At 70.2% G+C, this 11,971-nt stretch carries 12 protein-coding genes; 2 read left to right on the plus strand and 10 right to left on the minus strand.

Annotation, left to right across the window (positions count from 1 at the left end; genetic code table 11):
• Positions 1–2: 2 nt before the first annotated feature.
• The 5 genes from D7X99_RS18660 to dnaN all read right to left on the minus strand — a co-directional run bounded on the left by D7X99_RS18660 (position 3) and on the right by dnaN (position 5,270).
• The gene (locus D7X99_RS18660; protein WP_120577941.1) at positions 3–872 is read right to left on the minus strand and encodes a nucleotidyltransferase; all 870 of its coding nucleotides are present in this window, start codon (positions 870–872) and stop codon (positions 3–5) included.
• Positions 873–939: 67 nt separating this feature from the next.
• Positions 940–2,010: a site-2 protease family protein gene (locus tag D7X99_RS18665; protein ID WP_121778952.1), complete on the minus strand. Its 1,071-nt coding sequence runs from the start codon at positions 2,008–2,010 to the stop codon at positions 940–942.
• On the minus strand, positions 2,003–2,737 hold the full coding sequence (locus tag D7X99_RS18670) for a hypothetical protein (RefSeq protein ID WP_121778953.1): 735 nt from the start codon (positions 2,735–2,737) through the stop codon (positions 2,003–2,005). Before D7X99_RS18670 ends, D7X99_RS18665 begins: the two co-directional genes overlap by 8 nt.
• 84 nt (positions 2,738–2,821) lie before the next feature.
• A complete protein-coding gene (locus tag D7X99_RS18675) occupies positions 2,822–4,051 on the minus strand; it encodes a hypothetical protein (RefSeq protein ID WP_233613516.1) in 1,230 nt (409 codons plus the stop codon).
• Between the two features lie 112 nt (positions 4,052–4,163).
• A complete protein-coding gene (gene dnaN, locus D7X99_RS18680; RefSeq protein ID WP_120577937.1) occupies positions 4,164–5,270 on the minus strand; it encodes a DNA polymerase III subunit beta in 1,107 nt (368 codons plus the stop codon).
• Between the two features lie 265 nt (positions 5,271–5,535).
• Between dnaN and D7X99_RS18685 the strand changes: the two genes are divergently transcribed.
• Positions 5,536–6,039: a DUF6748 domain-containing protein gene (locus D7X99_RS18685; RefSeq protein WP_121778955.1), complete on the plus strand. Its 504-nt coding sequence runs from the start codon at positions 5,536–5,538 to the stop codon at positions 6,037–6,039.
• Between the two features lie 48 nt (positions 6,040–6,087).
• Here D7X99_RS18685 and D7X99_RS18690 read toward each other — a convergent pair whose 3' ends face one another.
• The 5 genes from D7X99_RS18690 to D7X99_RS18710 form a co-directional block, all read right to left on the minus strand.
• Positions 6,088–8,346 carry a caspase family protein gene (locus D7X99_RS18690; protein ID WP_121778956.1) on the minus strand — a complete coding sequence of 753 codons (2,259 nt, stop codon included), beginning with the start codon at positions 8,344–8,346 and terminating at the stop codon, positions 6,088–6,090.
• Positions 8,343–9,185: an ActD-like protein gene (locus D7X99_RS18695; RefSeq protein ID WP_121778957.1), complete on the minus strand. Its 843-nt coding sequence runs from the start codon at positions 9,183–9,185 to the stop codon at positions 8,343–8,345. The genes D7X99_RS18690 and D7X99_RS18695 overlap by 4 nt, the downstream gene beginning before the upstream one ends.
• The gene (locus D7X99_RS18700) at positions 9,182–9,661 is read right to left on the minus strand and encodes an RNA polymerase sigma factor (protein WP_014400585.1); all 480 of its coding nucleotides are present in this window, start codon (positions 9,659–9,661) and stop codon (positions 9,182–9,184) included. The genes D7X99_RS18695 and D7X99_RS18700 overlap by 4 nt, the downstream gene beginning before the upstream one ends.
• Before the next feature lie 190 nt (positions 9,662–9,851).
• Positions 9,852–10,379 carry a hypothetical protein gene (locus D7X99_RS18705; protein ID WP_121778958.1) on the minus strand — a complete coding sequence of 176 codons (528 nt, stop codon included), beginning with the start codon at positions 10,377–10,379 and terminating at the stop codon, positions 9,852–9,854.
• Between the two features lie 9 nt (positions 10,380–10,388).
• Positions 10,389–11,129: a hypothetical protein gene (locus D7X99_RS18710; RefSeq protein WP_233613518.1), complete on the minus strand. Its 741-nt coding sequence runs from the start codon at positions 11,127–11,129 to the stop codon at positions 10,389–10,391.
• Positions 11,130–11,311: 182 nt separating this feature from the next.
• Here D7X99_RS18710 and D7X99_RS18715 point away from each other — a divergent pair, with 182 nt between their 5' ends.
• Positions 11,312–11,971 (plus strand): B12-binding domain-containing protein, encoded by a 660-nt coding sequence (locus D7X99_RS18715; protein WP_121778959.1) that lies wholly within the window; start codon positions 11,312–11,314, stop codon positions 11,969–11,971.

Raw genomic sequence — 11,971 nt, forward strand, 5'->3', positions numbered from 1 at the left:
ATCTACCTCACCGGAAAGTCGGGTCCCAACAGCTCGCGCCAGACCTCGTTCGCCGAAGCCATCTGCCCCCTGCGTTCCTGCTCAAGCGCCCAGGCCGCCTGGCGCAACGCCCCTGAAAGCCGTTGTTGGGCCTGCTGGAGCTTTCCCTGGCTGATTCCAGCGTTGACGGGAGGCCCAATCCCCGCCGGCTCCAGGCACGTCTCTTCGACGCGCCCGCTCATGAACTTGAACAGGTGCGCCATGCCCTCTGCATAGCTGGCTCCCTGTGGCAGGGTGGCGATGCCTTCGTAGGCCATGACCTCCAGCTGAAAGGAACGCGCCGGCCGGCCCTGTTGCTGATTCCAGCGCTTGACGGCCTTGATGAGCGGCTTCAGCTTCTTCTTCGCGCGCTCGTTCGCGGCGTCACAGATCGCCTGATGACGACGGGGGTCACTCAGGATCCACGTGTCCCTGTCCAGATCAGGGATGTGGTAGAGGTTTCGCTGCCTCGGGTCTTCGATTGCAGGGACCACATCGAAACCGATGCCCGTCCCCGTGAAGTCAATATTGACCGAGCGGTTCTGCAAGCGCGCCTCCTTGCCGCGAAACTCCGCCTCGAGCGCATGCTTCACGCGTAGCAGGAACGCCTCGGGCGAGAGCGGCTCTCCCCTTCCATTTCCCCCTGGGAAGATAAGGAAGAGGTCGATGTCGTGGAGAGGCCGGATGGCCGTGTTCCGGCCATAGGACCCAGAGAGGATGGATTCCTTGGGCCCGAGATGGCGGCGCACGGCGTCGAAGACCTGACGCTCCTGCCGTTTCGCCTCGCGTTCCTCACCCTCGCGCAATTCGAGGGACTGCATGAACCTTTCAAATGCCTGCGCCACGGTCAGCATCGTTGAATCTCCCTCTCTCACCAGGGAAACGATGGAGACCGTGGGAATTACATTGGCAGGAGTCTTCTCACAGTGCCGCCGTCGCTCCCGTCCAGTGCTGCGCGGCCCAGCCCAGCGCGCCCAGGCCCACCACCAGCACGCAGTACTCCACCAGCGTGCGGCGGTCTCCCGTCTCCGACGCGGGCGTGAGCAGGGCCCGGAACGCCGCCACTCCGGCGATGAGCAACAGCAGGTTCTCTCCCGTGGCGAACCACGTCGCGCCCAGCACGGCCACCGCGATCCACCGCTGCTGACGCGCCAGGGCCCGGAACCCTCTTGAACCATCCAGCTGCCACACCGGCACCAGGTTGAACAGGTTCAGCCAGGCCGCCGCGTGCGCGATGGCGCCCAACGCCTTCCAGCCCGTCAGCAGCGCCGCCACCATCACCACCACCGCCGCCGCGCTGCCCCAGATGGGCCCCGCGAGCCCCACTCGCGCGTCCTCGCGCTCATCCACCGGCACCTGCTTCAGGCGCACGAACGCCCCCAGGCCCGGGATGAACATGGGCGCGTCCGCCTTCATGCCCAGCCGGCGCAGCGACGCCACGTGCCCCATCTCGTGCACGTAGATGCAGGCCACCAGCCCCAGTGCGAAGCTCCAGCCCCACATCGTCCAGTACACGCTCACCGCGAACATCATGGAGAACAGCGTGCTCGCCTTCGTGAGCCCGAGCAGCAGCAGCTTCCCCTTGCCCAACAGCAGCGCCAGCACGAACTTGAACTTCCACAGCATCAGGCCCACCGCGCCCATGCTGGCCAACACCTTCGGCATCCCCGAACGCTTGCGCTCCGCCTCCGCCAGCGGCGCCGCCAACCCCAGCGCATCCGCCTGCTGACTCAGCGCCGTCACCCGCGCCGTCACCTGCGCGTGCTGCGCCGTGTCCGGCGGCAACAGGTCCAGGGCCTCGCGCCACAGCGACAGCGCATCCATGGGCGCGCCCCGCTCCGTCGCCGCCTGCGCATCCGCCGCCAGCTGCGTCAGCCGCTTCCCGTGCACCAACTTCCGGCACGACGGACACGTGAGCAGCCGGGGCGCCAGCTCCGAACCACACCCCTCACACCGCTGCGTGAGGAGCGATACCGCGAGCGCCTCAGCCAACGGACCGCTCCTGCTCCGCCGGCGCGGCCTCACCCTCGGCCGGCGCCTCCACCAGCTTGAACGGCCCCGCGATGCTCAGCTCCGTCCGCCTGGTGCGGCGGAACGCCTCGAACAGAGCGAAGCCGTAGATGAGCCCGGAGAGGGGGCTGTTGATTCCGACCAGCACCGGCGCAGCCACGGAAATCACTCCCGCGAGGACCACGTTGACCGCGGGGGAGACCGCCTCCGTTTCCTCCGCCGGCGCGTCGGTGGCCACCTCGGCCGGAGGCTGCGTCGTGAGCTCCTTGTAGACATCCGGCGCGAGCGAGGCCGCCACCGCGAAGTACGTCAGCCCCACCGCCAGCACCTGGTAGACCCAGCCGCCGCGCGACTCCGAGCCCTTGAACACCGCGGTCCCCACCATCCACCCCACCGCGATGGCGATGAGGCCGATGTTGTAGCCCGTCAGCCCCACCCCCCAGTAGAGGAGCGCCCCCGCGATGGCCGCTCCAAAGCCAAACACCGACGCCGTCAGGAAGCGCTTCGCCTTCGAGCCGCCCGTCATCGCCGCCTCCACGTCCTCGCGGCACGCGGGACACAGCAGGCGCGTGTTCAGGTCGTAATACACGCTCTTGATGGCGCGCTGACAGACGGAGCACTTCGGTGCCGAGGGCGCTTCGGTGAACTCGGCGCGGTCGAACTGGAGCGACGCCGCGTCTTCGGACGGCGGAGGAACAGGCTGGGTCATGGGCGGGGATTGCGACAGAGAAAGGGAAACGGGCCCACCCAACCTAACAGAAGCCTTCCGCCCCCCTCAAACCGGTGTCTGTCTTCAGCCGCCCTGCCGCAGCGCCGCATGACGCGCCGCCTGCGCCAGCGCCACCAAATCCCCGTTTCGGGCCACGTCTCCACCCGCGGGCTTCGCGTGCTCCGGCGAGAACAGCCGCGCGGGCGTGCGCGCCTGGCCCCGCAGCATCACGAAGAGGCGCAGCGCGTCCCGCAGGGCCTCCGCCTCCGACCCCTCCTCCGCGCGCGCCCTCACCGCGGCCTGCTCCAGCCGCGACCACGCCACCTCTTCACTCCACGCGCCCCGGGGCCGCTCGCGAGACAGGGCCGCCAGCGCCGCCGCCGTCTCCACCAACCCCGCGCGCCCTTCCGTGAAGACGCTCCGCGCGGACAGTCGCAGCGCCGGGTCCTCCGACAGCGCGGCCCGCCAGGACAACAGCGCGGGCAGCTCCGCTTCGCGCGGCACCACCGGCGCCAGCTCCGCCTCCAGCACCGCGCGCACCCGCACCCGCGCCACGTCGTGCCAGAAGGCCGCGTGCAACAGCAGCTCCGGCCCGCTGCGTGCCACCCGCGTCGGGGCTCGGCGCATGCGCCGCTGGAGGAAGTCCTTCACCCGCCCCCGGCTGTCGTAGCGCTCCAGCCGCTCCCACAGCGCCACCAGCGCGGCGGCGCCCAGCGGCAGCGCTCGGGCCAGCTCCCGCGCCTCGTCGTCGGAGAAGGTCGGCGCCCCTTCCGTCACCGGGCGCATGAACACTCGCTCGAACACCTCGCCCGCGGCGCACGCGGCGCGCAGCTCCGGCAGGTTGCGCGGCAACAACTCCACCGCCTGGGCCCACACACGGCCGCCCAGGAACGGCGCCGCGTCCAGCACCTCCGTCTCCAGGCGCAACAGCCGCTCTCCCAACGTCGCGGGACCGTCCTCCTCCGCGTCGTCATCGTCGTCGGAAGCCAGGGAGGCACTGGCGGACAGCCGCCGCTCCGCCGCGCGCTCCACCGCCTCTCTCAGGCGCTCCACCTCGTGCATCAACCGGACGGGGGCGGCGTTGGGTGGCCAGCCTTCCGCCTCCACGCGGCGCCTCATCGCGGCCAGCGTCGCGTCCACCTCCGGCTGGTCGGCGGCCACCTCACGCAGCAGCTCGAAGTGGTTGCGGATCCGGTCCTTCCAGAAGAAGGACTCCAGCACGCCCTTGAGTGCGCGGTAGCGCAGGCGCGTGGCCTCCAGGAGGTCCGCTCGGTCCTCCAGCCGCGCTCTCAGGTCGTCTGGACGGGTGGCCACGCCCCCATCATAAGGGCCCCCCGCGCCGGGCGCAGGCCTCCCCATGGCGCGGAGCGTCGGACTTGGAACGGTGACGTCCCGCCGACGTGGGAAGTTGGACGACTGTGTCGGCTCAGACGCGCATGGGCATGACCACGGCGGTGAAGCTGCGGTCGCCGGGGCCGTGCAGCACGCCCGGGCTGTGCTCGTCGCCCAGCTCGAAGCTGACCTCGTCCGTCTCCGTCACGCCCAGCACGTCCATCAGGTAGCGGGCGTTGAAGCCGATGGTGATGTCGTTGCCCTGGTAGTCCACGTCCAGCGCGTCACGCGCCTCACCCAGGTCCGGGTTGCTGGCGGTGATGAGCAGCTTGCCCTTCTCCAGGCCGATGCGGATGGCGTTGCTCTTGTCCGCGGACAACAGCGCGATGCGCTTCAGGCCCTCCAGCAGGCGCACCTTGGGCACGAGGACGACCTTCTCGCCCTCCTTGGGGATGACGCGCTGGTACTCCGGGAACTGCCCGTCGATGAGGCGCATCACCATGGTGAGGCCCGGCTTCTTGAACAGCGCCGAGTTCTCCGCGAACCCCAGGTGGCACTCCGCGTCCGGGGCCTCGTCCAGCAGGCGCTTGAGCTCCATCAGGCCCTTGCGCGGGATGATGACGCCGCTCTTGAGCTTGAAGTCGCCGGACATCTCTCGCTCGATGAGCGACAGGCGGTGGCCGTCCGTGGCCACCATGCGGACCTTGCCGCTGGCCTGCGGCTCGAAGAAGACGCCGTTGAGGATGTAGCGCGTCTCGTCGCTGGAGATGGCGAACTGGGTCTTCTTGATCATCTCCAGCAGCACGTTGCCGGAGATCTGCACCAGCGGAGCGTTCTCCTCCTTGGGCAGCTTCGGGTACTCCTCGGCGGCCATGCCGACGATCTTGAAGTGCGCGGAGCCGGAGGAGATGTCGACGTAGTTGTTCGCCAGCTTCTTGAGCGTGACCTCCGCGTCCGGGAGGTTCTGCACGATGTCGAAGACGTACTTCGCGCTCAGCGTGACGGCGCCCGGCTTGGACACGTCCGCCGGGTGCTCGGACACGATGCCGATGTCCAGGTCGAAGGCCGTGACCGTGATGCTGCCCTTGTTCGCCGTGAGCAGCACGTTGGCGAGGATGGGCATCGTCGTCTTGCGCTCCACGATGCCCTGGGCGCGGTAGAGGGCCTTCTTCAGCTCGTCGGCGGCGATGCGGAATTCCATCGTGGGCGTCCTTACAGGTCACGGCCCCGGAGGCCGATCTCTTGGGGCGCGGGTGTACAACGAACGGGGGGGCCCTTCCACCGTCTTGGCACCCCTTAATGGGCATGCTCCGCCCGGTTCCGGACTGTCCGGGTGTCCAGGTGGGACAAGCAGGAAAAAGGCCCCTGTTGCCCTGGTGGGCGGGCGCGCGGCCGGGCAGAGTGGACCCGGCCGTGCCCCTTCCGCGTTGTAGGAGGGCACCCCCGTTCTCCTTCCCGGAGTCGCCATGAACGCCCGCTCCCTGCTCCTGTCCGCCGTGCTCGTGCTCGGCCCGGTGGCGTGCAGCACGCCCTCGTCCCCCACCGCGCAGCCTTCCAGCGACGTGTCCGGCGCGGAGGCCCCCGCCGACCTGAAGCGGACCGACGTGGACGCGCCCGCGGGCGCCGCCAACGAGCCCGGCACGGCCGCCCCCACCCCTTCACCCGGAGACGCCACCATGACCACCAGCACCGTCTACATCGTCAAGGACAACGGGAAGCGCTGCTTCGCGCCGCCCTGTGACCACTACGACCTGTTCAGCGCGGACGCGCCGGACAAGAAGCTCCAGTCCCTCCACGAGATCGACCTGACAGCCGTCACGGGCGGGGACGACGCGAAGCTGGGTGAGCTCCTGCAGCGCGCCTCCAAGGGCGGCCCCGGCCTCAAGGTGGAGGGCTCGCTGGACAAGCGGCTCAAGGCCGGCCCCGCGGGCGACGCCATCGTCCTGCGCGCCACCCGCATCGTCGGCTGAGGCGGTTTCACCCGGGACCGCTCGTTGGAAGCGGTCCCGGCAGGGCTCTCAGAGCCGCACGCCCACCTGGAAGCCAGGCCAGCGCTGCATGAGCGTGTCCGCGTCGATGACGTGCGAGCGCACCGGCAGCGTGGTCAGCTTCGCGAACTCCGGCTCTCCCCAGGTGAATGCCACGTTGTAGGTGGGGCCGGCGAACACGGCCAGCCGGGGCATCACCTGGAAGCCCAGCATGGCGCGCGCCTGCGTCAGCATGTTGTTGGACGCGCTGGAGAACGGGGCTCGCGTGGACAGCACCTGGCTGGCCGCGACGTCCACGTCCACCCAGAAGCGCGAGCCCAGCGGGATGTGCCCGCCCAGGCCCAGGCCCAGGCTGAAGCGCTGGAAGCGGTCGTCCGGGCCAATGCCCGCGAGCAGCGTCGTGTAGAAGTGCTTGCCTCCGAACTTCAGCGCCAGGTTGGTGAGCTGCACGTCGCTGCCGAACACCTCCAGGTGCAGCTGGCCCTTCTTCTCGTAGGACACCAGGCCCACCGGCACGCCGTTCACCTCGTCGGAGACGTTGACCAGGCCCAACTGCATGCCGTGCACCGTGTCCGCGACGTTGATCAACCCCAACTGCATGCCGGACACGTCACCGCCCACGTTGATCAACCCCAGCTGCATGCCGGTGAGGGACGGCGCGTGGTTGAGCAGCACCGACCCCTGGATGCCCCGCGCGGCCGTCGCCACGGAGTTGACGCCCAGCGTGAACTGCACGCCCTTCATCGTGCCGTTCGCGTGATTGACACCCAGTGACAGCTGCATCCCGGTGGCGTCCGCGGTGGTGACGTTGGCGCCCAGCGCCGCCTGCACACCGCCCAGCGCGCCGCGCGCGACGTTCGCGCCCAGGGCCAGCTGCCCGATGCCGTCCACGTCCCCATTGGCCACGTTGAGCCCCAGCGACGCCTGGGCACCGCGCACCGCGCCGCCCGCCACGTTGGTGACCAGGGACAGCTGCGCGCCGTCCACGTCCGCGCCGGACGTGTTGAAGCCCAGCGCCATGGCCAGGCCGGACACCTCCGCGTCGTACACGTTGCCTGCGAGCCCCAGCGCCAGGCCGCCGCCCAGCGCAGCGCCGCCGTTGACGACTCCCAGCGCGAAGCGGTTCTCCACCTGCGCGCGGCCTGCCCGCAGCGTGTTGGTGCTCATGCTCGGCACCAGGCTCAGGTTCACCGGGAGCATCGTGCGGCCCTGGGGGGACGTGCCGCCGCCACCGCCGCGCATCACGGTGGCCTCGTGGCCCACGCCCAGGAAGTCACCGGGCGCGAGCGGCGTGCGCGCGCCCTCCCTCAGCGTGAAGGCCGCTTCGGACACACCGCCGTCCCACTCGCGACGGGCGCGGTAGGCGCCGGGTGCCAGGCCCAGCTCGGTGGCGCGGCCGGACTGCTTCTGCACCTCCACCACCAGCGTGCCCACCGCGTCGCGCACGTACAGGCGGCCCTCCAGCGGCTCGGTGAGGACCAGGCCCGCGGTGGTGGCGCGCAGGTCGGTCATCACCAGGTCGCCGGTGCCCGCCAGCTCGATGTCGTAGTTGGGGTGCTGCGCGCCGCCCTGCGTGCGCTCGGTGCGCGCGAGCGTTTCGTGAAAGGCGAACTGGTAGACCTCCGTGAGCGTGACGCGGCCGTCGTGGGTGACGTCGGCGGCGCCTCGCAGGCCGGACAGCAGGTGGTGCGTGAAGAACGAACCGCCCAGCCGGTCTGACTCCTGCGACGCCTCGTCCGCGCTGGACGAGGTGAGGATGGCGTGGCCCTTCACTTGGATGGCGGAGTCCACCAGGAACGCGGGCCGCGAGACGCCACCCTTCTTGCGCGCGAACGCGCCGGACGCGCACGAGTCCAGCACCGCGATGCGCACGTCCGCGGGCAGCCCCTCCAACGAGCGGCGCAATTCGCCGTAGTCCAGACGCTGGCCCTTGAGCAGCAGCCCTTCGTCGTCGGAGTGGCCGGAGTAGTACAGCAGCACCTCCACGCGGCGGGCCCCGGCGGTGCGGACACCTTCCGCCAGGCGGCGCACGCGGTCGAAGCCGGCGAGCACGCCCGCGCGGTCCACGTCCGTGAGGAGCACTCGGTCCTGGGGCAGCACGCCGCCCAGCTCCGACAGCACCGTGGAGAAGGCCTTCGCGTCGGTCTCCGCGTAGCGCAGCCGCACGCGCTCCGGGCCGCCGTCGTTGACGCCCACGAGCAGGGCCAGCCGGCGCACGGCCGCGGCTTCGGCGGCGTGGGCGGAGGTGGCCGCGCCCAGCGCGAACAGGAGGATGACGAGCGCTCTCATGGGGAGGGCTTCTCCAGCAGGAAGGAGGTCTGCCCCAGGCCCGTGGGCAGGGTCAGCGGCGCGGTGCGCGCCTCGGGGGATGCGGCGAGCACGCGCGCGGCGGCCATCACACCCTCCAGTTCGAAGGGGTTGTCCGAGGTGACGAGGAAGAACCGCTCGAAGCCGGGGGCGTCGTCCAGCTCGTAGGCGCGGGGCAGCAGGTGCGTGCCGCTGCGTTCCAAGGGCGCGGACGTGTCGCCCAGCGCGGGCTGGTGCGCGGTGACGGTGCCCCGGCCGTCCACGGAGAGGATGACGCCTTGGGCGTGGCCGGCGGCGGTGTACGACAGCTGCACCACGTCACCGGCCTGGGCGGGGGCGCCGTCGGTGAGGTGCTCGGTGCGGGTGCCGGCCTGGCGGTGCACGTCGATGCGGGGCTGGAGTCCCTTGCTGCGCGTGGGCTCCAGGACGCCGGGGGTGCCGCCGGTGCCCGTCCACGGATTGCGCGCCTCCTGCTCCTGGGACGAAGCCCCCGGCCGGACGAGGACGACGAGGGTCACGGCGGCGAGCACCGGCACCAGGGCGGGCAGGAAGCGCCAGGAAGGGCGCGATGGCGAGGCCTCGGCGCGGGGCGCGGCGGGCGAGTCGGCGCGAGCGAAGCGGGCCTTCACTTCGCGGGCGACGCGGTCGGGGGGCAGGGCCTCCAGGGTGGCGCGCGAGTCGGCCTCCAGGGCAGCGAGGCGTGCGGGGCCATCGGGTTCGCGGCACAGGCGGTCGCGGGCGGCGGCGAGCTCATCCGGGGGCAGCTCCCCCAGGACGATTCGCTCCAGCAGCCAGTCTGGGGTGCGGTGGGGGGACGTCATGCGGCCTCCAGCTCCTGCAGGACAGCGGACAGGGCCCGGAGGCGCTTGCGCACTCCGGACACGGACAGGCCCACTTCGCGGGCGGTCTCCTCCAGCGTCATGCCGTCCACCAGGTGGAGCACGGCGATGTCGCGGCTGGACGCGGGGACGCGGCCGAAGAGGCGGTCCAGCAGGCCCCGGGCGGCGGTGCGCGCCTCGGTGTCGCCGGACGCGGCGATCTTCAGCACCAGCTCATCGTCGCGGTCCTCGGGGCGCCGCTTGGCGCCGCGCAGGCGGTTGAGGCACACGCGGGTGGCGATCTGATGCAGCAGGCTGGAGGGCCCGGCGTCCTTCAGCGCGGCCTGGTAGCGCAGCAGTTGAACGAACACGTCATGCATCGCGTCCACGGCCTGTTCCTCGTCGCGCAGCAGGAAGCGGCAGCGCCGGAGCACCTGGGGGCCATAGCGTCGGTAATAGGCCTCCACATCGACGGACACCGCACGCGCCTCCCGGTTGGACCAGGGGAACACCGGTGCCCCGAAAACCTGTCACCGGCATTTTGACGAAAGCGGCGTGCCTACCCCGTTTCCCCCCACCCGGGCCACCCCGGGCCGGGAAAGGAAGCCAGCACGTCCGCCCACCAGCTCCGACCTGGGCGAGCGGAGCACACCCGCCCACCCATGGCCCTCACTCCCCTGCGTCCCCCGGAAGCAATCCCTGGCTCGGGGGCACGAGGACGGTCTGCACGCCGCCATCTGGAAGCATCACGCCCCGCAGGTCGTCATCCGCGTCCACGCCGTCGACGACGCGCCGGAGGATGCGCCCGTCCGGGCGAAGGGCGTACTTCGCGCCGGAGTCGAGCGACGGAAACCTCCGTCCACATGCTGCGGGGTTCTCGTCCACGAAGACGAAGAGCAGGCCGTCCTGCCGGAGCACCCGGTACGTGTAGGACTCCGGCCGACTGTCACAGGACGTCGCCGCGCTCCCCATCGGGAACAGGTCCCGCGAGACGATCGACAATGCGCGCAGGGTCTCGCCATCCAGCACGACCGGCACACCGGCCGGGATGACACCCGCGTCGGCATCGGAGGAGACCGGGAAGCGAACGGTCCGGTCTTCAAGCACTGGCGCCGAAAGAGGCTCGGGCCTCCGGGTACACCCCAGCAACCCCAACACCAACGCGACCGTCCTCAGCGACATGATCCGCCCTCGCATGCGGCCTTCCTACAGCGCATCCAGCCGATAGGTGCGCTCATCAAGCCAGGTGATGATGCCATGGGACTCCTGCTTCCATCGGCTGCCCGCGCGAGTCCACTGCATCATCTCCCGGGTGGCGGGAACGTACTGATAGAAGCCGTCGCACGTGGGCGCGCTCGCATCCCTCGACCGAGAGAAGAACGCGATGATGGACAGGCGGATGCGGCCCTCGCGCGTCAGGACCTCCCAGTCGTGGACGGTGGCCATCGACTCGATGAAGCGCAGGTCCCGCGCGGAGAGGCGCGTTCCGAAAGGGTGATTGTGCAGCGCGAAGATCTGCTTGAGCGTGCCGGGCGCGTAGCGGGAGTCGTCCACGAATGGAGGCAACGAACAGCTTCGCAGCCCACGTACCGCGTCTCCGGGACGGGATGAGTCCGACAGCATGCTCATCTCGTACCGTCCTTCGGGCGTGACGTAGAGCCAGGCGCAGTACTCCGTCGCCATGCGGAGGGCCACCTCGGGCTGCGTCTCCTGGAGCGCGACCACGGATGCGTTCGGCTTGGAGAGGATGAGCGGACAGGCCGCGGAGAGCGCATCCGCGGCGAGGTCGAAGGGCCCGAAGTTCTTCAGGGGCCCTGGGATGCGCTCCGGCGACGCACCAGGACCGGGGCGCCAGACCCCTTCCACTTCCCGCGGAGCCGAGCATCCCGCCATCAGGCCCAGAGCGGCCACGAGGCTCCAACCCAACCAGCAAGATCGGCCAAACATGAATTCCAGAAAAACATGCCTAGACCGCACGCTCCAGCCCAAAGCCCGCCTGACCTGCAAGCAGAAAAGCGAACGTTCGATCCGCAGGACAGGGGACTGTTCACTTACGGAAGAGGGAGAACGCTCCAGGGTTTAACGGAAGCTGGAACACCCCTACCCTGCCCCGTTCGCTACCGGCTCCCGTGATCCAAACGACCCCTGCCATCGATTCGCTGCGGGCGCGGTATCTGGCCGCGCAGCTCTCCGGAAACCGACAGGAGGCCCTGCGCCTGCTCGTGGATGAGGGCCTGCTGTGCGGCGTGCCCCTCCAGGAGCTCCACCTGGAGGTCATCCAGGCGGCCCAGTACGAAATCGGGCGGCTCTGGCAGGAGAACGTCATCTCCGTGGCCCAGGAACACCTGGCCACCGCCATCTCCCAGTACGTCCTGGCCCACCTGTACCGCCGCCTGCCTCGCGACCCGTCCAACGACAAGGTCGTGTTGATGGCGTGCGTGGAGGGCGAACTGCACGAAGTGGGCGCGCGCATGGCCAGCGACTTCCTGGAGATGGCCGGCTTCGACGTGCGCTTCCTCGGCGCCAACGTGCCCGCGGATCACCTGGCCCGCATGGTGCGCGAGTCCCCGCCAGACCTCCTGGCCCTCTCCGTCTCCATGCCCTTCCACATGCCCCAGGTCCGCGAGGCCGTGCGCAAGGTGCGTGAAGTCTCCCCGTCTCTTCCCATCGCGGTGGGAGGGCTCGCCTTCGACTGGGGCCCCGTCCTCGAGGACGAACTGGGCGTGTCCTTCTTCGGCAAGAGCGTCCGCGAGCTGGTCGCCTCCGCCTGCCGCACCCTCGGGGTCTGA

The organism is Corallococcus sp. AB032C, assembly GCF_003668935.1.
Taxonomy (GTDB): Bacteria; Myxococcota; Myxococcia; order Myxococcales; family Myxococcaceae; genus Corallococcus; species Corallococcus exiguus.